Origin of the sequence: Asaia sp. VD9, assembly GCF_037150015.1 — a bacterium.
In the GTDB taxonomy this organism is placed as follows: Bacteria; Pseudomonadota; Alphaproteobacteria; order Acetobacterales; family Acetobacteraceae; genus Asaia.
In genome coordinates, this window is record NZ_JBBCQM010000001.1 from 280,271 (window position 1) to 302,393 (window position 22,123).

General features: G+C 60.2%; 25 protein-coding genes. 2 read left to right on the forward strand and 23 right to left on the reverse strand.

Translation table 11 applies throughout. The features are described from left to right. The gene (gene dapD, locus WFJ47_RS01240) at nt 1-831 is read right to left on the reverse strand and encodes a 2,3,4,5-tetrahydropyridine-2,6-dicarboxylate N-succinyltransferase (protein WP_127101377.1); all 831 of its coding nucleotides are present in this window, start codon (nt 829-831) and stop codon (nt 1-3) included. 210 nt (nt 832-1,041) lie between these two features. On the opposite strand from dapD, the gene WFJ47_RS01245 reads away from it, so the two are divergent. Further along, nucleotides 1,042-2,073, forward strand: coding sequence for a GGDEF domain-containing protein (locus WFJ47_RS01245; protein ID WP_336760336.1), 1,032 nt, complete (start codon nt 1,042-1,044; stop codon nt 2,071-2,073). Between the two features lie 72 nt (nt 2,074-2,145). Here the strand turns inward: WFJ47_RS01245 and argB are convergent, their stop codons facing one another. The 6 genes from argB to rpmH all read right to left on the reverse strand — a co-directional run bounded on the left by argB (nt 2,146) and on the right by rpmH (nt 6,358). Next, a complete protein-coding gene (argB, locus tag WFJ47_RS01250) occupies nt 2,146-3,069 on the reverse strand; it encodes an acetylglutamate kinase (RefSeq protein ID WP_233581981.1) in 924 nt (307 codons plus the stop codon). Then, nucleotides 3,066-3,743 (reverse strand): ribosome biogenesis GTP-binding protein YihA/YsxC, encoded by a 678-nt coding sequence (gene yihA, locus WFJ47_RS01255; protein WP_336760339.1) that lies wholly within the window; start codon nt 3,741-3,743, stop codon nt 3,066-3,068. The genes argB and yihA overlap by 4 nt, the downstream gene beginning before the upstream one ends. Then, nucleotides 3,740-5,506, reverse strand: a complete 1,767-nt coding sequence (gene yidC, locus WFJ47_RS01260; RefSeq protein WP_336760341.1) for a membrane protein insertase YidC — start codon at nt 5,504-5,506, stop codon at nt 3,740-3,742. The genes yihA and yidC overlap by 4 nt, the downstream gene beginning before the upstream one ends. Before the next feature lie 138 nt (nt 5,507-5,644). Further along, entirely contained in the window at nt 5,645-5,878 is a 234-nt protein-coding gene (gene yidD, locus WFJ47_RS01265) for a membrane protein insertion efficiency factor YidD (RefSeq protein WP_336760343.1), read from the reverse strand. Continuing rightward, nucleotides 5,875-6,213 carry a ribonuclease P protein component gene (rnpA, locus tag WFJ47_RS01270; protein ID WP_336760345.1) on the reverse strand — a complete coding sequence of 113 codons (339 nt, stop codon included), beginning with the start codon at nt 6,211-6,213 and terminating at the stop codon, nt 5,875-5,877. Before rnpA ends, yidD begins: the two co-directional genes overlap by 4 nt. 10 nt (nt 6,214-6,223) lie before the next feature. Then, the gene (rpmH, locus tag WFJ47_RS01275; protein WP_023978518.1) at nt 6,224-6,358 is read right to left on the reverse strand and encodes a 50S ribosomal protein L34; all 135 of its coding nucleotides are present in this window, start codon (nt 6,356-6,358) and stop codon (nt 6,224-6,226) included. Nucleotides 6,359-6,505: 147 nt separating this feature from the next. Between rpmH and WFJ47_RS01280 the strand changes: the two genes are divergently transcribed. Further along, entirely contained in the window at nt 6,506-6,718 is a 213-nt protein-coding gene (locus WFJ47_RS01280; protein ID WP_336760347.1) for a hypothetical protein, read from the forward strand. 63 nt (nt 6,719-6,781) lie between these two features. Here the strand turns inward: WFJ47_RS01280 and gloA are convergent, their stop codons facing one another. The 16 genes from gloA to lepB form a co-directional block, all read right to left on the reverse strand. Then, nucleotides 6,782-7,177 (reverse strand): lactoylglutathione lyase, encoded by a 396-nt coding sequence (gene gloA, locus WFJ47_RS01285; RefSeq protein ID WP_127101389.1) that lies wholly within the window; start codon nt 7,175-7,177, stop codon nt 6,782-6,784. A gap of 32 nt (nt 7,178-7,209) precedes the next feature. After that, the gene (locus WFJ47_RS01290; RefSeq protein WP_336760349.1) at nt 7,210-8,046 is read right to left on the reverse strand and encodes a UDP-2,3-diacylglucosamine diphosphatase LpxI domain-containing protein; all 837 of its coding nucleotides are present in this window, start codon (nt 8,044-8,046) and stop codon (nt 7,210-7,212) included. A 2-nt stretch (nt 8,047-8,048) separates the two neighbouring features. Then, nucleotides 8,049-8,900, reverse strand: a complete 852-nt coding sequence (gene lpxA, locus WFJ47_RS01295) for an acyl-ACP--UDP-N-acetylglucosamine O-acyltransferase (RefSeq protein ID WP_336760351.1) — start codon at nt 8,898-8,900, stop codon at nt 8,049-8,051. A gap of 22 nt (nt 8,901-8,922) precedes the next feature. Then, nucleotides 8,923-9,342 (reverse strand): 3-hydroxyacyl-ACP dehydratase FabZ, encoded by a 420-nt coding sequence (gene fabZ / locus WFJ47_RS01300; RefSeq protein ID WP_127101539.1) that lies wholly within the window; start codon nt 9,340-9,342, stop codon nt 8,923-8,925. Between the two features lie 218 nt (nt 9,343-9,560). Continuing rightward, entirely contained in the window at nt 9,561-10,622 is a 1,062-nt protein-coding gene (lpxD, locus tag WFJ47_RS01305) for a UDP-3-O-(3-hydroxymyristoyl)glucosamine N-acyltransferase (protein WP_336760353.1), read from the reverse strand. Nucleotides 10,623-10,628: 6 nt separating this feature from the next. Next, a complete protein-coding gene (locus WFJ47_RS01310) occupies nt 10,629-11,543 on the reverse strand; it encodes an OmpH family outer membrane protein (RefSeq protein WP_336760355.1) in 915 nt (304 codons plus the stop codon). A 106-nt stretch (nt 11,544-11,649) separates the two neighbouring features. Next, nucleotides 11,650-14,088 carry an outer membrane protein assembly factor BamA gene (gene bamA / locus WFJ47_RS01315; RefSeq protein ID WP_127101399.1) on the reverse strand — a complete coding sequence of 813 codons (2,439 nt, stop codon included), beginning with the start codon at nt 14,086-14,088 and terminating at the stop codon, nt 11,650-11,652. A 195-nt stretch (nt 14,089-14,283) separates the two neighbouring features. Then, the gene (rseP, locus tag WFJ47_RS01320; RefSeq protein WP_336760357.1) at nt 14,284-15,369 is read right to left on the reverse strand and encodes an RIP metalloprotease RseP; all 1,086 of its coding nucleotides are present in this window, start codon (nt 15,367-15,369) and stop codon (nt 14,284-14,286) included. Then, nucleotides 15,362-16,564, reverse strand: a complete 1,203-nt coding sequence (gene dxr, locus WFJ47_RS01325) for a 1-deoxy-D-xylulose-5-phosphate reductoisomerase (protein ID WP_336760359.1) — start codon at nt 16,562-16,564, stop codon at nt 15,362-15,364. The genes rseP and dxr overlap by 8 nt, the downstream gene beginning before the upstream one ends. 38 nt (nt 16,565-16,602) lie before the next feature. Next, nucleotides 16,603-17,460 (reverse strand): phosphatidate cytidylyltransferase, encoded by an 858-nt coding sequence (locus WFJ47_RS01330; protein ID WP_336760361.1) that lies wholly within the window; start codon nt 17,458-17,460, stop codon nt 16,603-16,605. Continuing rightward, nucleotides 17,457-18,185 carry a polyprenyl diphosphate synthase gene (gene uppS, locus WFJ47_RS01335; protein ID WP_336760640.1) on the reverse strand — a complete coding sequence of 243 codons (729 nt, stop codon included), beginning with the start codon at nt 18,183-18,185 and terminating at the stop codon, nt 17,457-17,459. The genes WFJ47_RS01330 and uppS overlap by 4 nt, the downstream gene beginning before the upstream one ends. 48 nt (nt 18,186-18,233) lie before the next feature. Continuing rightward, nucleotides 18,234-18,800 (reverse strand): ribosome recycling factor, encoded by a 567-nt coding sequence (gene frr, locus WFJ47_RS01340; protein ID WP_127101406.1) that lies wholly within the window; start codon nt 18,798-18,800, stop codon nt 18,234-18,236. A 49-nt stretch (nt 18,801-18,849) separates the two neighbouring features. Continuing rightward, on the reverse strand, nt 18,850-19,578 hold the full coding sequence (gene pyrH, locus WFJ47_RS01345; RefSeq protein ID WP_336760362.1) for a UMP kinase: 729 nt from the start codon (nt 19,576-19,578) through the stop codon (nt 18,850-18,852). An 88-nt stretch (nt 19,579-19,666) separates the two neighbouring features. Then, nucleotides 19,667-20,557 (reverse strand): GTPase Era, encoded by an 891-nt coding sequence (era, locus tag WFJ47_RS01350; protein WP_336760364.1) that lies wholly within the window; start codon nt 20,555-20,557, stop codon nt 19,667-19,669. Continuing rightward, nucleotides 20,554-21,303 carry a ribonuclease III gene (rnc, locus tag WFJ47_RS01355; protein WP_336760365.1) on the reverse strand — a complete coding sequence of 250 codons (750 nt, stop codon included), beginning with the start codon at nt 21,301-21,303 and terminating at the stop codon, nt 20,554-20,556. Before rnc ends, era begins: the two co-directional genes overlap by 4 nt. Nucleotides 21,304-21,312: 9 nt before the next feature. Further along, nucleotides 21,313-22,107, reverse strand: coding sequence for a signal peptidase I (lepB, locus tag WFJ47_RS01360; protein ID WP_336760367.1), 795 nt, complete (start codon nt 22,105-22,107; stop codon nt 21,313-21,315). Nucleotides 22,108-22,123: the final 16 nt, after the last annotated feature.

The window sequence follows — 22,123 nt, forward strand, 5'->3', positions numbered from 1 at the left end:
TCAGTCGCGCAGCAATTCGTTGATCGAGGTCTTGGAACGCGTACGCTCATCGACGCGCTTGACGATCACGGCGCAGGCCAGATGCGGCGCGTCAGGAGTGCGACCGGGCAGTGTGCCGGGTACGACCACAGAATAGGCCGGAACGCGGCCCATGAAGATCTCGCCGGTTGCACGATCCACGATCTTCGTGGAAGCCCCGATGAACACGCCCATCGACAGTACAGAGCCGCGTTCGACCACCACGCCCTCGGCCACTTCAGAGCGCGCGCCGATGAAGCAATCATCCTCGATGATCACGGGAGCTGCCTGAAGCGGCTCGAGCACACCGCCGATACCGGCACCGCCGCTGATATGCACGTTCTTGCCGATCTGGGCGCAGGAGCCAACCGTGGCCCAGGTATCGACCATCGTGCCACTATCGACGCGGGCGCCGACATTGACGAAGCTGGGCATCAGCACCACGCCCGGTGCAATATAGGCCGAACGACGGACAATCGCGCCCGGCACCGCACGGAAACCGGCCTCGGCAAAACGGAACTGGTCCCAGCCATCGAACTTCAGCGGCACCTTATCGAAACCCGGAACCCCACCGCAGCCGCGCTCGGCCACACGGCTATCGGTGATACGGAAGGAGAGCAGGACGGCCTTTTTCAGCCACTCATGCACCACCCAGCCATTTTCACCGGGTTCGGCCACACGGAGCTTGCCTTCATCGAGGGATGTCAGAGCCTGTTCGATCGCCTCGCGCGCCTCACCTTCCGTGTGAGCATTGAGCGTATCACGACGCTCCCACAGGGAGTCGATCACGGTGCGCAGATCGGAAACAGGCATTATCAGCCATCCTTCAACAGGGTTACTCAGGTGAGCGGACCATGCTCAGGACGCTTCCGGAAGTCAACGAATCTTCCTTCCCGATGACGTTAAGGAGTAATTAAATTTCATACCCTATCCTCTGCCTGACTCTCACCGGACCCGTCCGACGCGAAGCGCACTCCTATCCTGTCGAGACTCCTCTTCTTCCATGTTCTCAGGAAACGCACGATGACCGCATTGCTGACGAAAACCGTGCATGCGCTCATGAGGGGGTTGTCGGGACGAAGCAGAACAAACTGGCCTACGCGAAATCGAGCCACGCTGCGTCGATGGGAAGAGGATCTCTCGAACTCCCTGCTAGAGACCCTGCGATCGGCGATTTCGGTTTCGGACGGGCTCAGATGCGCGTTTGAGGAGTTCTGCGCATCGACGCAGCCCGAGCGCGGCATTCTCATCAGCTCCGGTCCGCTTCAGGTGCCGCCGCCCCCCGAACCGCAGCTCAAGATTCTCCATACCTGGCCCATCCAGCAGGAGAAAGCCCAGATCGAGATGGGCGGCAACCGTATCGATACGCATATCAGCCTGCGGGCCATCAACGAGGTCCGCCATCAGGGTGAAATCGGCATATTCGTCTATTTCCCCCCCCAGTTCCCCAAACATTCCGCAGAAGCCTGTAAGCGCGTGATAGGCACGCTGGTACGGACGGCCGCGGCCATGATCGAGGTCGATCATCGCTATCGCGTGCTCCTACGCGCGCTGCCCTTCGATCCCCTGACCCATCTCCCCGTCTGGTCGCTCTTCAAGGACCGGGTCGAACGACGCTTTGCACGCCTTGACCATGAGAACCTGCCCGCGACGCTGATGCTGGTGAGTTTTTCCGGTCTGCTTCAGGCCCAGCACGGGGCCGGGGCCGCGGAAGAGGCCGTCGAGCAGATCGCGCATGTACGCGATGCCATCAATTTTCTGCAACGCGCCATCAGGCCAACCGATCTGATCGGTCAACTGGATCGTGAGTCCTATATTCTATGGCTGGACGGGGGGGATCGGTTTGCCTCGGTAGAGCGGGCAGAACTGATCTGCAAACGTCGCTATTTGTGCTCGGCGGGATCCAATCCCCTGGTCTCGGTCAAGATCGGGCTCGTCACACGCGAGCCTCAATCCCATGACACGCTGGAGACATTCTTCGAGCGCGCCAGACTGGCGCTCTCGATCGCTCATGAAGAAAACATGGACTGGTATTTCGCTCACGAAAACGCCTGAGCGTTGCGCCAGAGGCGCCCGGATTTGGTATTCCTCCATTCGCAGGCCTTGGCCTGCGAATGGAGGCCTCGGTTACGAGGCTCGGATCAGCGTGCCGGAGCCCTTGCTTGTGAAAAGCTCAAGCAGGCAGGCATGGGGAATACGGCCATCCATGATGACTGCGGCCCGTGCGCCTGCCTTGACGGCGGCGAGGCAGGTTTCAACCTTCGGGATCATGCCCCCTGAAATCGACCCGTCAGCAATACGGCGCTGCGCTTCCTCGGCCGTCAGTTCAGGAATCAGGACGCCATTTTCATCGAGCACCCCTGCGACATCGGTCAGCATGAGCAGGCGCGAGGCATTTACGCTTCCTGCAATGGCACCCGCCGCCGTATCGGCATTGATGTTATAGGTCTCGCCCTTCTCGCCGACCCCGACGGGGGCGATGACCGGAATAAGGCCGGAGCCGAGCAGCGAGAACAGGACACGCGGGTCGATCTTGACGGGCTCCCCGACGAAACCGAGATCTTGAAGGGCTTCCTCACCCGAGCGGGAGTCCCGGCTGCGATGCATCAGCTTGCGCGCCTGCAGGAGCCCGCCATCCTTGCCGGAGATACCGACAGCGAGCGCGCCTGCACGATTGATCAGATCAGCCACCTGTTTATTGACGCTGCCGGAGAGTACCATCTCGATCACGTCGATTGCGGCCTGATCGGTCACACGCAGCCCGTCGACGAAGCGGGAGTCGATCGCAAGACGCTTGAGCATCGCGCTGATCTGCGGCCCGCCACCGTGCACGACGATGGGATTGATCCCCACGAGCTTGAGAAGCGCAATATCACGGCCAAAGGCGCTCGAAAGGTGATCCTTGCTCATGGCATTACCGCCATATTTCACAACGATCGTATCCCCGGCATAGCGGCGCAGAAAAGGCAGGGCGCTTGCAAGCAGGGCGGCCTGCTGCTGGCCTTCATCATGCGTGTCAGGGAGCGTCAGCTCCGATGTGTCCTTCTTCACCCTTGCTCCCCTTCCCCGATCGATCCGGCAATGAGCCGGGCAATTTCGGCGCGCAATGTCTCGATGCCCAGCCCGGTTTCGCTGCTGGTCGTGGCAATATGCGGATAGGCGGCCGCATGTTTTGACAACACGCTCTCAACCTCGGCGATCTTCGCCTTGAGCTTGTTTGGCCCGACCGAATCCGCTTTCGTCAGCACCACCTGAAACAGCACAGCGGCGCGATCAAGCATCTCCATCACGTCGCGATCTGCCTGCTTCAGCTCGATACGGGAATCCAGCAGCAGAAAGACGCGCGTGAGCGTCGGGCGGCCGCGCAGATAGGCAAACATCATTGTCTGCCATTCTTCCTTGACCGATTTCGCCGCCTTGGCGAAACCGTAGCCCGGCATGTCGACCAGTGCGAGGCGTCCACCGAGATTGAAGAAGTTGAGCTGCTTCGTGCGTCCGGGTTCGGATGACGCACGGGCAAGCCTGTTGCGCCCCGTAAGTGCATTGATCAGGCTGGACTTGCCGACATTGGAGCGTCCCGCGAAAGCAACTTCGGGCCCGGCGAGCGGCGGCAATTGCTCAAGCTTCTGCGCGCCAAAGAAAAACTCGCATTCTGACGCGAAGAGCAGGCGTCCCTCTTCAACCTGCTCTTCCGTGAAAACAGTCGGATCTTCTCTCTGGCTCACGACTTGCTGACGGCCTTTCCGCCTTTCTTCTGGCCACGATCGATCTGCATCTGGATCAGCTTCTGCTGACCATAGCTGAGGATATTGTTCCAGGTGTAATAGATCACGATACCCGCCGAGAGACGCCCCAGGAAGACGGTGTAGATGATCGGCATGAACTGCATGATCTTCTGCTGAGCGGGGTCCATGCTGACCATACTCTGACGCTGCATCAGCCAGATGGTGATACCGAAGAGGATGGGCCAGACGCCTACATGCAGCATTTCAGGCATGAAACCCGTGCTGAAGGGCAGAAGACCGAACAGGTTGAAGAGTGTGGTCGGATCGGGCGCGGAGAGATCGCGGATCCAGCCATAAAAGGGTGCGTGACGCATCTCGATGGTGATGTTCAGCACCTTGTACAGACAGAACGCGACAGGCGCCTGAACCAGCAGAGGCAAACAGCCACCGGCCGGGTTCACGCCTTCTTCCTTGTAGAGCGCCATGATCTGCTGGTTCTGGGCCAGCTGGTCGCCCTTGTTATGCTCGCGAATGGACTGGATGCGTGGCGCAAGCGTGCGCATACGCGCCATGGACGCAAAGGATTTTGTGGCCAGCGGGTACAGGATGAGCTTGATGATCAGCGTCATGATCAGCAGCGCGATGCCGAAATTGCCGACATGACTGTAGAGCCAGTGCAGCACATGGAACATCGGGCGCGTCAGGAACGCAAACCAGCCAAAATCCACCGCCTTGTAGAAATAGGGAATATGCAGATCGTCGGTATACTGATCGAGGAGATTGACCTCCTTCGCACCGGCGAAGACCATGCTTGTCGTGGCAACGCTCGAGCCCGGCGCGATCTGGATCGGCTGGCTTGCAAGCGTGTCGACGATGTATGACCCCTCCTTGGCATTCGGCACAAAGCGATAGCGTACCGTTACGCCCGCTTTCTGATCGGGAATGACGGCTGTCAGCCAGTATTTATCGGTAATACCGGCCCAGCCGCCCACGCCATCTGCCGACCACGCCGTATTATCCGGTTTGGCCGCGCCCTTGCGCATGGTCTTGTAGGATTCCTCATCCAGTCGGTCATTCATGACCGATAGCGGACCTTCCTGCACGATCATGCCACCGGTTTCGACCGGCTTGTAATCACGCTCGACACGCTGAAAGGGTGTCAGGGCGACCGGAGCACCCGCCTTGTTTTCGACACTCTGGGTGATTGCAAACAGGTAGCGCCGGTCGAGCTTGATCTGGATTCGGAAAAGCAGCCCCTGGCCATTGTCCCATTGCATGGACACGGGATGGTCGGGGGAGAGCGTCTTGTCGTCGCTCGACCAGTCGGTATCCGCGTCAGGCAGCTTGATGGTCGAGCCGGCCGGAGCCTGCCAGCCCAACTCGACGAAGCTCGGCTGAGGGCCTTCCTGGGTCTCAAGCAAACGTACCAGCGGCGAATTCTTGTCGAGTGTCTCGAAATAATGCGTCAGCACCAGATTATCGAAACGCGCGCCGCGCAGGCTGAAAGATCCCGTGGCATCCGGCCCCTCAATGGCGATACGCCCGGCCGGTCCGCTTGGAACCGCTGCTCCATTGGCTGGCGCGCCACCGGGTGCGGCCACAGGCAAGGGCGAGACCTTGCCAGCCTCGGGCGTCTTGCCCTTTGTCTGCTCGGTGGTCTGGGTCTCGGCGTCTTTCTTAGCGTGCTGGGGCACGAAATAATCGAAACCGATCAAGATCGCGGCCGAGAGACTGGTTGCCACGAGGATGCGCTTGATATCCATCAGCCGAATGCCGGTCTTTCCATGAGGATGAAACAATAAGGCGCCGCCTTGAGTGGCGAGCCACGAGTGCAGCCGTTGAAGTGACCGAATTTCGGCCACAAAACAATAGGGCGAGGCAGAATAACGCGTTTTCTGACCTCAGGGCACAGGGTCGTAGCCCCCACTGCAATAGGGATGGCAACGCAGCACACGGCGCAGCGTAAGCCACAGCCCCCTCAATACCCCATGTCGCTGCAAGGCTTCCTGCGCGTAGGCGCTGCAGGAAGGGTGGAAGCGACAATTCATACCAAGCTGGGGACTGATATATCGCCGATATAGGTGCAACAGCGTGAGAAGGCAGGAAAGAACGAGCTTTCTGCCCAGGCCGATCACAGAGCATGCCCTTTCTTGAGGGCGTGCTGCAAATCGGCGATCAGCTTGTCGAAAGGGCGACCCCGGGTCGAATCGCGCCCGATCAGAACCAGATCGACAGCGTTCAACTCAGTCTCATGCGCCACATGTGCCAACGCCGCCCGGAGGCGGCGGCGGGTGCGGTTACGCACGACAGCGTTCCCGACTTTTTTGGTCACGGTGTAGCCGACACGGGCCGGAGCGTCTTCTTCGGTCTTCAGCACCTGAAGCACGAGACCTGAAGTCGCTACCTTGCGACCCCGGCTGGCGACCCGAAGGAACTCGGGTCTCTTCCGGAGCTTCTGAGGCAGGCCCATCAAATCGGAATCAGGCCGAAAGCTTCTTGCGGCCCTTGGCGCGACGGTTGTTGATGACGCGACGGCCACCAACGGTTTCCATGCGGGCACGGAAGCCGTGACGACGCTTGCGGACGAGCTTGGACGGTTGATATGTACGCTTCATGGCGTCATTCCTCAGAAAATGAATGATGGTGAAGCCTGCATGCCTCACCCCGACAAGAAGACGACACAAGGCTGACGCCATCTTCCTCTGTGCGCGGGCTTTTACGGGCCCGGAACTGCGCTGTCAATCAAATCAAGGAGTCCAGCCATGACGTCACGTGATGACGTGTCGCTTTCCGATGCAGAAATGAGACTGAAGACCCTGCGTCACGACCTGCGCAACGACTTGGCGACTGCCCTTCTGGCCGCTGACATGCTGAGCACGAGCAAGGATGAGACAGTCCGGCGTCATGCAACGGCAATCATATCGGCGCTGGACAAGGCAACCGAACGCCTTAAACGGTCGAAGCAGGGTGGCTGAGCACGCTGCTTTCCTGAGAGAGCCCGCTCCTGCCAGTAGCAGGAGCGGGGTTTCAAGTCTCGGTCAGAATGTGTCTTTCTGAATGATCTCGATCTTGTAGCCATCGGGGTCTTCCACGAAAGCAATGATCGTGGTGCCGAATTTTACCGGCCCCGCCTCTCGCGTTACCTTGCCCCCGGCGCTGCGGATCGTCTCGACCGTACGAGCGGCATCGGGAACGCCAACCGCGAAATGACCAAAACCACTGCCGATTTCATAAGGCCCTTCCTGATCCCAGTTATAGGTCAGTTCGATTTCGGCCTCGCCATGGGCATTATCATTGAAGCCCATATAGACGAGCGTGTAGCGCCCGTCGGGCACTTCACGGCGACGGATCTCGCGCATGCCGAGCACCTTGTAAAAGGCGACACTCTTGTCGAGGTCGCGAACGCGGACCATCGTGTGCAGATAGCTTGCCATGAGTTTTCTCCGAAAAACGATAGGGTCAGAGGTCAGTCAACGTCCTGCCAATCGGCGCTGCTCAGACCATAGAGAAACAATCCGGACTGGTCGGCGGTTGCCTCGCAGGCTGCCGGATCGGTTAGAAGTGTCCCCCCGGTTTCAAAGGCGATTCCGCGTAAACCTGCCTCGGCAGCGTTTCTGACGGTCTGGGGGCCGATAGTGGGCATGTCCGCGCGCTTTTCCTGGCCCGGCTTGAGCATCTTGACCAGAACACCGCCCGGTCCGGGCTGACGCAAACCGGCCACGCGGGCCAGCATCGCATCCGTCCCCTCAATCGCCTCGACTGCCAGAACAAGATTATCCTGCACCACGCATCCCTGACCGATATCGAGTGCACCCAATCCACGCACCACCGCGATACCCCGTTTCATATCTGCGCGGGCCTGGGCGTCGGGATGGATGCGGCCCTGTGGTCCGGGGCGTCCGAGAGAGCGCGTCAGAAACTCATGGGCTCCCCTCACCCGGAAGCCCTCTTCGCCGAATATGCGCACCAGAGCTCCGAGGAGACCGTCATCCCCTGAGAAGAGAGCGCGTCCAACGCGCGCCAGAAGCCGTGCGCCCTCGGCATCGGGGCGTAGATCACGCAGGGCAGGACGACGCACCGGTCCGATCAGGACGATATCGCGGCATCCGGCGTCTCGCAGTGAGGAGAGAATCTCACCGGCAGCCGCGAGACGGATGATCCTATGCGGCCAGTGAACGATCTGGGCCTGGTCGACAAAGTCCTGAAACCCGACAATGAAGACCTCGCCCCCCTGATCGCGCACTGCTGCCGCAACCTGGAAAGGAAGCGGGCCGCCCCCTGCCAGAATACCGACAGGGGACACGCTTAAACGCCCTCTGTGTCAGCCGAGAGCTGCGACGGGCTTGCGGCGCGTACCAGACCGCGCCGACTCTCCGCTTCCATGAAGCCGATGATTTCCTGAACGCGGGCATTCCCCGCGAAGTCGCGCTTGACCAAGGCGAGGCGGGATTCGAGAACCGCCTCATTGCGGCCAGTCCGCGGATAAAGCACACGGAAAGCCCGGCGCATCTGCTGGATCTCCTCGGCGCTCACGCCCTGACGACGCAGCCAGATCCAGTGCAGGCCCACCAGACGCGCGCGGTTGCCGAGAACGCTTCCATAGGGAATCACATCGGCTTCGACGCCGCAAACACCGCCGACAAGCGCGCCTCGACCAATGCGAACGAATTGATGCAATGCCGCGGCGCCCATGATGCGGGCACCGTCACCGATCTCAACATGCCCACCCATGACGACGTTGTTCACGATGATCACGCCATCGCCAATGACGCAGTCATGGGCAACGTGGGCATTGGCCATGATCAGACAATGCGCCCCGACGCGCGTCAGAGCAGTGCCCTGTGCCGTTCCGCGATGAATGGTGACGTTCTCGCGGATGACCGTATGGGCGCCAACCACGCAACGCGTGGGCTCGCCCCGATATTTGAGGTCCTGCGGCGCAAGGCCGACCGTGACGAAAGGGAAGATCTCGACATGGGCACCGATTTCGGTAATCCCGTCGATGATTACATTGGCATGAAGCCTGGTGCCTTCACCGAGGGAAACATCGGGACCGACCGAGCACCAGGGTCCGATAATGACATTCTCGCCCAAAGTCGCCTCAGGGGCGACAAGGGCACTCGGGTGTATGCTGACAGTGCTGGGCCATTTTGACACGGAACGATCCACGAAGCTGTTTTTAACCCATGATCATGGCGCTGAAGGTTGCCTCGGCAACCGACACGCCATCAACGCGTGCCACACCCTTGAAGCGCCAGACATTTGCACGTGCGCGCTCCTTGACGACCGTGATGTGCAGCTGATCACCAGGGCCGACAGGGCGACGGAACTTGGCGCCCTCGATCGTCATGAAATAGACGAGCTTGCCCTCGAAGGCCTCACCCAGTGTCAGCACGACGAGCGTGGCGGCCGTCTGGGCCATGGCCTCGACGATGAGCACGCCCGGCATGACCGGCTGCGCCGGAAAATGCCCGGTGAAGAAAGGCTCGTTGATGGTGACATTCTTGATGCCGGTCGCCGATTCACCAAGCTTGATGTCGATCATCTTGTCGATCATCAGGAAAGGGTAGCGATGCGGGATGGCCGACATGATCTTCATGATATCGATCGCCTCGATATCAACCGCATCAGTCGGCGCTGTCACTTCCTTGTTCTTCTCTTCCGCAGAGGCGTCCAATTTTCTGCTCACTTCTTGTTCCTGAGCGAGGCCGATCACATCGGCTCCCTCATCCGTCACCATACATGACGGCAGGTTTAACGTGTCCGCCCGCTTCTAGCAAAACTCTGTAGTCGTGACCACAGCCTGCGCGGAGACGCTCACCCTTCGGCCTTGCCGTCCTTTTTGGCCAGACGCCGCAGGAAAGCGACATTGCGGAAGAACTCTCTGAAAGGCATGGCCGGGCTGCCAATCACATCCGCGCCAGCCTCAACATCGGACATGACGCCACATTGCGCGCCGATACGCGCCTTTTCTCCGATCTTGATATGGCCAATCAGCCCGGCCTGCGCCGCGATGGTCACAAAATCCCCCAGCTCCGTGGAGCCGGAAATCCCCGCCTGGGAAACGACGATACAGCATCGACCCAACTGGGCATTATGCCCGATCTGGACGAGGTTATCGATGCGCGTCCCCGCACCGATCAGCGTATCGCGCATCGAGCCGCGGTCGATCGTGGAATTCGCACCGATCTCGACATCATGTCCGAGCACGACGCGGCCGAGTTGTGGCACGGTCTCGAAACCGGCAGGTCCGACCGCAAAGCCGAACCCATCCTGACCAATCCGCGCACCGGGATAGAGCGTCACGCGATCACCCAGAATGGCGTGCGAGACCGAGACATGGGTGCCAATACGATTATGGGTTCCCAATATCACGCCCTCACCGATCGCCGCATGAGGCGCAAGCACGGTATGAGCGCCGATCTTGGCATGGGCGCCGATCGTCACGAAGGCCCCGATCTCCACACCCTCACCAATAACCGCCGTCTCGTCCACAAGCGCCATAGGATGAATGCCGGGCCTTGCAGGCGATACCGGGTGGAACCGGGCAGCGATACGCGCCCAGGCGAGATAGGGGCTCTTGCTGACGAGACCGACCACGCCCTCGGGAAGCTTGTCCTTGAAGGCTGGACCGAGAATAACCGCGCCTGCCCGTGTTTCGGCGAGGAGGGGCAGGTAACGGCGATTATCGAGAAAGCTGATTTCCTGCGGTGTAGCCGCCTGCAAGGGCGCCACGCCACGCAGCACGATCTCCCCTGCCCCTTCCTGCCCGACGATCTCCGCCTCGGCACATTCGGCCAATGCGCCTACCGTAAGTGGGCCCTCACGATGAAAGAACCGGGGATCGCCGGGGAGAGCATCAGGGAGAGACAGGCTCATGACAGATCAGTGCTTCCGAAGGATCGAGGCAGGCGCTTCGGCGGGCTGTGCCGGGGCAGGCTGAGCTGCAGGTCCAGGCCCGACCTGGGAGGTCGTGTCCTCGTCCGCCGTTGTGGGCATCTTGCCGGACTTGGCCAGAACTTCGGGGTCGACGTCTTCGGCTGGAATGAAGACATGCGGCAGAACCTTGTTCAGGACCTTTGCCGTCTCTTCCGTGATATCCTGACCATCAACGTGTAGGGCCACCTGCTCGCTATGCAGAACGAGGTTCATGCTGTGCGAGGCGGCAACCTGGCGCACGATACGCACCAGTTCACGCTCGATCTGGTTGAGCGACACATTCGCCGCTTCCTGAATGATGCGCGCCCGATTGGCGAAATCGCGCTGAGCCTTGGCGCGGCGCTCCTGCAGATGCCGCTCACGCAGTTGGATCTGCTCGGATGTCAGCGTACGGGCGCTCTCCTGCAGCTTCTGCTGCTCAGCGCGCCAGCCGGCCTGTTCCTTCTGCGCAGCCGCAGCGAGCTTGTCACGACGCTCGCCGAGCACGCGCTGCGCTTCGGCGGCGGCGCTGGACAGGCGCATGACCGTCGGAATGCTGATCACGCCAAGCAGGGCTGCCGGTGGCGGTGCGCCCTTGGGCAAGTCAGGCGAGTCAGGAATAGGCGGCTGCGGCAGAACGGGCGGTGTTTCCGGCTGCTGCATCGGCTCGTCGGCTTCCTGCGCCATGGGCTGCTGCGCGACCGGAACGCGACGAACCGGATGGGGTGCGGGCGCTGCTGCGGGCTGGGCAGTCTTGGGGACGAACCAGCCTCCGTTGCCGGAGGAATTCGGGGCGGACTGCGCCTCAGCCAGGCTCGGGAGGCTGACGGAAGCGAGCAAGACCGAAGCAGCCATGAAACGGGCTGCCGAGAAGAAAGACATGGAAACCTCTGTTCAAGACCGGGTTGACGACCCTCCCCTGCACGGAACCTCCCTGTATGGGGAGATCAGATATGCAGGGTAACGGGGCAAGGCGGTAAGGCTGAGATTAGAATTGCTGGCCGAAGCCGAAACGGATCGGGTAGAGACGGTCGTTACGCGATTTGCGGATCGGCACGGCGGCATCGATATTGACCAGACCGAACGGGCTCTTCCAGGAAATACCGAGACCCGTCGTGACACGCGGCGTCAGCGTATCACCGGTGACAGGGGTGAACCGAGACCCGTCTGTGGCCGCGTTCGTATAAAGATGCTTGACGCGCAGCCCCGCAAGGCTACCGGCATCGACGAAGTAGCGCCCCGATATACCGACATCCTCACCCATCGGCAGCGGGAAGTTCAACTGCGCTGAAGCCGTATAGATGAATCGGCCACCGATCAGATCTTCCTGACCCGGCTGCGGGGTCGTCTCGTTGATATGACCCGAACGCGGACCCGCACCGCCCTGGAGGAAGCCGCGCAGGTTTTCACCACCGAGATAGAAGTTATCGATGATGCTTACATTGCTGCTCTTGGACCAGTCGCCCATATAGCCGACGCCGCCCTTGAACTGCAGACCCCAGTCATGATTACCCGTGACCGAGTCGAGCGGGACATAGTACTGGCCATCGAACTTGGCGCGCAGGTACTTCACATCACCGCCAATACCGGCGAAATCACCGCTCAGGTTCAGTACATAACCCTTTCGCGGACGCATACGGTTGTCGCGGCGATCATAGGTCAGGGTGGTGCTCAGCTGCGAAAGCAGCGACCAGCCAGCGGAGTCCTGAACGTAATAGGACGGTACATAGGCATAGCCATAGCTCGCTATGTCGCTCTGGCTGAAGATATTTCCAACGCGGCGATCGATCAGCGAGTAGCTCCAGGACTGCGAGAGGTAGTTATTGTACGAATACCCCATACGCAGCGTCGCACCATAACGCCCTTCCTTATAGGACTGATATGTCTGGTAATTATTCTCGATACCGAAGATATCGATACCGGCCACGATGTTACGGTTCAGGAAGTAAGGATCGGTCAATGAGAGATCGACCTGCTTCTGATAATACGCCACCGTTCCGGAAATACCGGCATCCATGCCCGTACCCAGAAGGTTGTGCTGCTTGACCGAGCCGTTACCCAGGATACCCACGTCGGTCGAGTAGCCACCGCCCAGAGAAAATTCGCCCGTCGGCTTCTCGACCACATTGGCGGAAACGTTCACCTTGTCCGGGGCTGAACCCTGTGTCTGGTCCACGGAAACCGTGCTGAAATAGCCGAGATCCTGAAGCGCCGCCTTCGAGTATTTGCGATCAAACGGGGTGTACGGGTCGCCCTCTGCCATTGGCAGCGCCCGACGGATGACCTTGTCCTTCGTGACTGTGTTCCCGTTGATGTCGATGCGCTCGACATAAACATGCGGCCCCTCATTCACATCGAACAGCAGGTCGACAATGTGTTTTTCGGGGTTACGCGCGATTTCCGAACGGACCATCGCGAAGGGATGGCCTGTCGCCTGCAGGCGCTCCTGCATGCCGGTCACATTGTTCTGGATCGCTGTACCGTCATACCACTGATGTGGAAACAGATCGATATACTGCTTGAGATCCTTCGCCTCGACGTGGCGCAGGCTCGAGCGCACATCCATCTTGCCAATGCGATAGCGCGGGCCTTCATCAACGGTGAAGGTGATAATGAAATTCTTGCGGTCGGCGGAAAGTTCACCCGTCGCGTTGATCATGTGGAAGTCCACATAACCATTATGCAGGTAGAAACGGCGCAGCAATTCTGCATCGTATTTCACGCGCTCGGGGTTGTACTCGTCGGAAGACGAGAAGAAGCGGTACCATTCCGTTTCTTTTGACGAGATGACCGAGGCCAGACGGGCTTCACTGAACGCCTTGTTGCCCACAAACACGACCTTGTTGATCAGGGTCTGGCGCGCTTCGTTGATCTTGAAGATCACATCGACGCGGTTATGAGACAATTTGATGATCTGCGGCGTTACCGTTGCGCCAAAGCGTGCCTTGGATGCGTAAAGGTCGAGCAGTTTCTGGCGGTCCGCGGCGGCAGCCTGCGACGAGAAGACAGCACGCGGACGCATGCTGATTTCCTTGCGCAGATCCTCGTCCTTGACCGCATGATTGCCTTCAAAGGCGATACGGTTGACGATCGGGTTTTCCACCAGATCAACCACGAGTGTGCCGCCCGAGCGGCGCATCGTGACGTCCTTGAACAAACCGGTCGCGTAGAGCGTCTTGAGGGACCGATCGAGATCGTCCTGATTAAAACGGTCACCCGGCTGCACCACCATGTAGGACAGCACGGTACTGGTTTCGATGCGGGTATTGCCCTTCACATCAATCGCCTCGATCACCTGGCCATTGCCGGGACGCTGCTCGGCGGCGTGATGATGAGACGGACGGCGGGTCTTCTGAGCCTCGGCCTTCCCTGCCCAAACAGGGAGTATGCAGACCGAAGCAAGGAGAACGAGACGTTTACCTGACAAGACGGACGTTCCTTAACTTCATCAACCCGACGTGAAGGTTTATTTCAGACAATTTAAATTTGCGCAACGAAGCCAGAGCCCCAGACTTCGCTCATACAGATCGGACGTATCCGACTTATGCCCCTCGAGGCAAGCGCCCCACCGTATGAAGTGTCGTAACACTCTGTGTCAAACAGTGGAGGGTGGAGCGTTTTCCTAGCGGAACAGACCGAGATTCGAGAGATCGTTGAAGGTGGAGAACAGGAACAGAGCCGCAATAATTGCGAAGCCCGCCTGATAGCTGACTTCCTGCACGCGACGTGACACCGGCTTTCCGCGCACGGCCTCGGCCACATAAAAAACCAGCCGCCCCCCGTCGAGCAGGGGAATCGGAAAAAGATTGATCAATCCCAGATTGATCGAGAGCAGCGCCATGAAGGAAAGGATGCTCGCAAACCCGTAATGCGCCACCTGCCCAGAAAGCTGTGCGATACGGATCGTACCGCCCAGTTCCTTGGCGCTGCGGTGACCCGTGACGATCTGCCACACACCCTGGAGCGTCTGGACGGACACGGCCCACGTCTCATGAAGACCGGCAGTCACGGCGTGACCGACGCTCATGGGCTTGCCTGGGACGAGTTCCGCCATGACGCCGATGCTGCCCGTATCCGCCGCACCTTTCCTGCCTGGCACGCGATCAAGCGTGATGGGCAGGTTCATCGTCTGGGATCCGCGCTGAATGCCCAGCGTGGTCTGCTCGCCGGGCATCTTTACCGCATGGGCTTGGATATCGGCGAAATTGAATACCTCAAGCGTCCCGAGCCGGGTGATGATATCGCCCTTCTGCAAACCGGCACGCTCGGCGGCGCTGTGCGGCACGACTTGCGCGATCTCATTCTTCATCTCCGGCTTACCGACTGACACGTAGAGCACGGTGAAGAGCAGGATCGCAAAGATGAAGTTGAATACCGGCCCCATGACGATGACCAGCATTCGAGAGCCAACCGGCTTGTCATGAAAGGTCTGGCCAGAAACCCAGGAAGCCTTTTGCTCCGGGGTCGCGTCCTCGGGGTCTTCGAACCCGTGCGGCTTGACGTAGCCCCCCAGCGGGATGGCGGCAACGCGCCACTCCGTTCCGGTTCGGTCATGCCAGCGGTAAAGCGCCGGACCGAACCCTATGGAGAATGTATCAACCTTCACCCCGCGCCAGCGAGCCGCCAGGTAATGGCCCATCTCATGCACGAATACGAGCACGCCCAAGATGAGGGCGAAGGCAAGAATCGTCACTGCAAATTCATGCATGAAGTGTCTCCGCGCTGTTCTTGGAATTGCTGCGCTCACGCGCGACGAAAATCTCGGCGACGCGACGCGCCTCACCATCCCAGTGGAGGACATCATCCAGCGTATCGAGCGCAGGCGCTCCGAGCTTGTCCATGGCATAGGCGATCGTGTCGCCAATCCCGAGAAAGCCGATACGACGGTTCAGGAAAGCCTCGACGGCGATTTCATTGGCAGCCGAGAAGATCGTGGGCGAGGCCGCACCGGCACAAAGTGCCTCACGCGCAAGGCGGAGCGCGGGGAATCGCACCTCGTCCGGCGCCTCGAAATCCAGGCGCGCCAACGCGGCCAGATCGAGGCGCGGGGAATTGGTCTGCATGCGATCGGGCCAGGCCAGCGTGCTCGCAATCGGCACGCGCATGTCGGGCGCGCCCATCTGCGCGATGAGGCTGCCATCCCGGAACTGCACGAGACCATGTACAGCAGATTGCGGATGGATCAGCACGTCGATCTGATCATTCGTCAGTCCGAAAATTCGAGCCGCCTCGATCACTTCAAGACCCTTATTGGCCATAGAGGCCGAATCAATGGTGATCTTGGCACCCATGCTCCAGGTAGGGTGCTTGAGCGCGTGCTCTGGCGTCGCCGCGCGCATGGTTTCTATAGAGGCGCAGCGGAAAGGGCCGCCCGAGGCCGTGAGAATGATCTTCTCGACGCTCTCGATGGGGCTTCCTGTCAGGCTCTGGAAGATCGCGTTATGTTCGGAATCCACGGGCAGTAGGGTCGCGCCAGCGGCGGCGACCTCGCGCAACATGACATCGCCCGCACTGACCAGCGCTTCCTTATTGGCCAAGGCAATCGACCGGCCATTGCGCGTGGCAGCCAGAGTCGGCTCCAATCCGGCGGCACCTGTGATGGCGGCCATGGTCCAGTCGGCCTCCAGACCGGCCGCCTCGATCACCGCCTGACGCCCGCCGGCCACCCGAACATTGCTCCCCTGCAGGCGCTCCTTGAGTTCGCCCAGCAGCGTCTCATCGTTGATGACAGCGAGTTCAGCGCGCAGCGAGCGTGCCTGTTCGGCCAGAAGCGCGACGTTGCGGCCACCGACAAGCGCACGAACCTGGAATCGCGTCGGCTCGGCCAGCAGAAGATCGATCGTCGAGCAGCCGATACTGCCAGTGCTGCCGAGAACGGTAATGCTGCGGGGAGAGGAGGTCATGATCCCAGGATACTCCAGATCAACAAAAAAGAGTCGTGTTAGGAAAGAAAGAAGGGTCGGGTAAGCGCATGCGCGCAATCCACAAGCGATGCGGACCAGAACACACGGCCGGGAACAGCGAGAGAAATCAGAGCGGCGAGCGGCGCCGCAGCCAGGAGCCCGTCAAACCGATCGAGCAAACCACCATGCCCCGGTATGAGCCAACCGGAATCCTTGATCCCTACGCGACGTTTGGCAGCGCTTTCCGCCAGATCACCCGTCTGCGCAACGCATCCTAGTACCACGCCCCAGAAAGCGCCCAAGACAAGCGCGCCATGCCCGGAGCCCCACGCCACGAACAAGCCAGCAAGGCCTGCAGCAATCAGCCCGCCGACCGCGCCCGAGCGCGTTTTGCCCGGCGAGATACTTGGCGCGAGTTTTGCTCCCCCGAAGATCCGTCCGGCAATATAGGCCCCGCTATCACTCGCGATCACTACGAGGATGACGAAAATTACAGGCAACCAGTCCGCAGGCGGCTGCTCGCGCAGCCATAGCAGCGACAGACCGCCCATGCTTGCTACCCCTACGCAGAGCCATTGTGCACGCCCGAATATGCCCGCCAACAGGGGGAGAGCGAGGGCAGTGCGCCATTCACCCTTCATCGCGGCCAGAAGGGAAATCACAGGCCAGACGAGCAACAGCCCCAGCCGCCAGCGGCCCGGTGCATTGCGGCTCCAGCTTAGCCCCGCCATGGGGATGCCCTCATAGACAAGACCGATGCTGACCAGCAGAACCATGACCCGATAGACCAACCCTCCGGCCAGTATACAGGCCAACGCGATCGGCACGATGACCGCAGCGGAAACGAGACGCAGCCTGAGGTCCGACCAGCGCGGATTGGGTGACTTGCTGGTCACAGGGCGCCATCCGGGTCAGGACGCTTGCCGAAGCGGCGCTCCCGCCCGGCATAATCGGCGATCAATGCCGCAAAATGGGACTCATCAAAATCGGGCCACAGCACATCAACGAAAGCGAGTTCCGTATAGGCCGATTCCCAGAGCAGAAAATTGGACAGGCGCTGCTCGCCACTCGTCCGCACGATCAGATCAGGGTCAGGAAAAGCCGAAGTCTGCAACAGATCTCCGAACTCTTCCTCCGTCATTCTGGCTGGGTCGATTTCTCCACGCATCGCCGCCTCAGCCAGCCTTCTGGCCGCCATGACCATATCCTGTCGGGCACCATAGGACAGAGCGAGGATGAGCGTCATGCGCCCGTTCCGCGCCGTGAGGGTACGGGCCCGGTCGATCTCCGCACGCAACCCGTCATCGAACCGCGTCAGATCGCCGATGAATTCGAGACGCACATTCTGCTCGTGCAGTTCCGCAACCTTGTGGCGCAGATAAAAGCGCAGCAGGGAAGTGAGGTCAGCCACCTCTCCCGTGTTGCGCTTCCAGTTCTCTGAGGAAAAAGCGTAGAGGGTCAGAAAGCGTATGCCCGTGCTCAGTGCCGCCTTGACGCAGCGACGCACCGCCTCAGCGCCGGCGCGATGCCCCATGACAACGGGCTTGCCGCGCGCCTTCGCCCAGCGCCCGTTGCCGTCCATGATCACAGCAACATGACGTGGCACGGCAGCAGGTGCCATTTCGACAACCGGACGGGAAGAGAGGCGTGAGGACGACACGGAGCTGGGTCAGACCTGCTTGATCTCGCGTTCCTTGTCCGCGAGCATGTCGTCAACCTTTTTGACATACTGATCGGTGAGCTTCTGCACACCTTCGGACCAGACTTTCATATCATCCTGGCTGATCTCGCTCTTTTTTTCGTGCGTCTTGATCTGGTCCATGCCGTCACGGCGTACATTACGCACCGCGATCTTGCCGTTTTCAGCGTAGCGACCGGCCGCACGTGCGAGCTCGTTGCGACGCTCTTCCGTCAACTGGGGAATTGGCACGCGCACGGTCTGGCCATCAGCCGCTGGATTGAGACCCAGGCCCGCGTCGCGAATAGCGCGCTCGACGGCACCCACGAGGCCGCGATCCCAGACGGATACGGTCAGCATCCGCGCCTCGGGAACCGCCACGGAACCGACCTGCGCGAGCGGCACCTCACTCCCATACGCCTCGACACGCACCGGCTCGAGCAGGTTCGGGCTGGCGCGGCCCGAGCGCAGGCCGGACAGGTCACGACGCAGGCTCTCGATAGCCCCGTCCATACGACGCGTCAGGTCTTCGAGCAGGTCATTCAGCTCAACTGGCATAGGTCTCTCCTTCACGAGGTCTCAGGGAGGATGATTGGAACTACCGCCATCAGGCGGCTTCGATGATCCGGGTAAAGCGACCTTCACCGCGCATGACGCTGGCAAAGGCGCCGGGTGCATGAATATTGAAAACGATGATCGGCAGACGGTTTTCACGCGCGAGGGAAATCGCGGTCGCATCCATCACGTTCAGATCGCGTGAGAGCACATCCATATAGGACAACTCGTCATAACGCTCGGCGTCGGGCACGCGACGCGGATCGGCTGAATAGACGCCATCGACCTGCGTGCCCTTGAGCAGCACACCGCATTCCATCTCATTGGCGCGCAAAGCGGCGGCCGTGTCCGTGGTGAAGAACGGATTACCCGTACCGGCTGCAAAGATCACCACCCGCCCCTTTTCCATATGACGCACGGCACGCCGCCGGATATAGGGCTCAGCGATCGACGACATCTGGATGGCGGACATCACGCGCGTGTCGATCCCGGAGCGCTCCAGCGCATTCTGCATCATCAAAGCATTGATGACGGTTGCGAGCATCCCCGCATAATCACCCTGGGCACGGTCCATGCCCTTGGCAGCGGCTGCAACGCCGCGGAAGATATTGCCACCGCCAATCACCAGGCAAACCTGCACACCACTCTGTGATACCGCAGCCACGTCGCTGGCGATCGCTTCGACCATCTGCGGCTCGATGCCGAAAGAGCCCTTGCCCATGAGGGCCTCGCCCGAAACCTTGAGTAGAACGCGCTTGTAGCGTGCAGGAGTTTCGGTCATCGCATCCTCTATTCACAGCGGCCCGGTCGAGCCAGAGTCAGAACCCGCGCCCCTCTTATAGGGCGCGGCCTGTCCCCACAAGAACTTCTCAGGCGTCGTCCAGCCCGATGGCGCGCAGTCTTGCTTTTTCCTCATCCCAGCCCGCACGCTCGCGCACGTTCAGAAAAAGATGGCAGGGACGCTCGAGCAGACGTCCCAGATCGAGACGCGCACGTTCACCGATACTGCGAATCTTGCGCCCCCCCTCCCCGATCAGGATCGCCTTGTGCCCCGGCCGCGAGACATAAATGGTGGCGTCGATGCGTACGGAGCCATCGGGGCGTTCCTTGAAGCTCTCGGTCTCGACGGTCGCCTGGTAGGGAATTTCCTCATGGGTCTGCATGAAGATCTGCTCGCGGACCAGTTCGGCGGCCAGCAGGCGATCAGGCAAATCTGTCAGATCATCCTCGGGGTAGAGATAAGGTCCTTCCGGCAATTCTGCCGCGAGATGATCAAGCAGATCCTCCACCCCGTCACCGGACCGGGCGCTGAGCATGAATACGTGCTCCACGGCGAGCTGCTCAGTAATGGCCCTGGTGAGCGGAAGGAGCTGCTGGGCGCTGACCAGATCCGTCTTGTTAAGCACCAGCCAGACGCGACGTTTCTGCTTCGCCAGCGTATCGATGACCGACTGCGCCTCTTCACGAATACCTGCCTTGGCGTCGATCAGGAGCAGCGAGATATCGGCATCCTGCGAACCGGTCCAGGCTGCAGCCACCATCGCGCGATCAAGCTTGCGGCGCGGCTTGAAAATGCCCGGCGTGTCGACAAGCAGGATCTGTGACGTCTGGCGCATGAGAATGCCGAGCACGCGAAAACGCGTCGTCTGTGCTTTCGGACTCACGATCGAGAGCTTGGCTCCCGTCATGCGATTGATCAGTGTGGATTTTCCGGCATTCGGCGCTCCTACAAGAGCGACGAAACCACAACGTGTCGTCATTTTTTATCCTTCGCGCCTTTTCGGCTGCGGTTCAATCGCCGGAGGAGAACGGTCGCCGCCTCGCTCTCGGCCTGGCGCTTGCTCCCTGCAACGCCCTCGCCTGTCTCACCCATAGCAAAAACCGCAACAGTAAAGCGCGGTGCATGTGACGGCCCATCCATGGACAGGGTTTCATAATCCGGCAGGGCCGAGCCACGCGCGAGAACAAATTCCTGAAGCGCCGTTTTCGGATCCTTGGGAGGGGTGATCTGCGAGACCAGCAGATCCTGCCATTTTTCTCTTACGAAACGCCGTGCGGGATCGAGCCCGCCATCCAGATAAAGCGCCCCCAGCAGCGCTTCCATCGCATCGGCCTGGATATTGGCAAGACCCCTGATATTTGCCTGCTCCTCATGCTCTGCGATACGCAGCGCATGCTCGACACCGATGCTTTCCGCAATCGGCGCGAGCGCATTGCGCGATACCAACGAGGCGTGACGAGGTCCAAGCGCCCCCTCGGGCTCATTCGGGAACTGCTCGAGCAGCCATTCGGCCATGATCAATCCGAGCACGCGGTCGCCAATGAATTCGAGCCGTTCATTCGACGCCGTCTCAGCCGGACGCACCGCCCCACGCGGTGCGCGCCGTCCCTGACGGGAGGAGACCGCAGAACGATGGGTCAGGGCCTGACGCAACAGCGCCGTATCGGTGAAACGGTGACCCAGCGCCTGCTGGATCGACTCCAAGGTCGATTCGTGAACGCTCATGGCGCCCTCTCAATGCATGGTCGCAAAGAGATGGCTCCAGCGGATCTCGAAAGGCCATTGCCAGAACTGCCAGAACGGATGAATGGCCTCGTAGGAGAAGAAAACGAAGCGTGCCTTGCCAACGAGATTGACCATGGGCACGTAGCCGAGATCCTGCCCGTTGTCGCGCTGGAAGCGGCTATCACCACTATTGTCGCGATTATCGCCCATGGCGAAGAAATATCCGTCTGGAACGACATATTCGCGCGTGTCGTTCTGCTCCCCTTCATCGGTCTGCTTCAGGATCTGATGGGTAACCGGCGCGGCACCCGCACTACCGGGCAGGGTTTCCAGATAGCGTATGCCGGTCTGGGGCATACGATTTTCATCCATGACCGAATAGGCACCCAGTGACTGGCGCGGTACCAGGGTGCCGTTCAGGTAGAGCTCGCCTGCGCGCATCTGGATATGATCACCCGGAAGCCCGATGATGCGCTTGATGTAATTGATCGAGGTGTTTTGCGTGTATCGGAATACAGCCACATCACCACGATGGGGTGCCGTGTTCCAGATACGCCCCTCGAAGAGAGGCGGTGAAAACGGCATCGAGAAACGCGACCAGCCATAATCATACTTGGTCACGGCGATATAATCGCCCACCTGCAGGGTCGGAATCATTGACGCGCTCGGAATGTTGAACGGCTCGATGAAGACAGTGCGTATTGCGAGCAGAAACACAATCCAGATCAGTACGAAACGTATGATCTCCAGAGGGGTATCTTCTTTGCGCGTCGAGGACGTCGCCTCGGAGGTGTTTTCGGTCATAGTCGGTTCTTAGCGC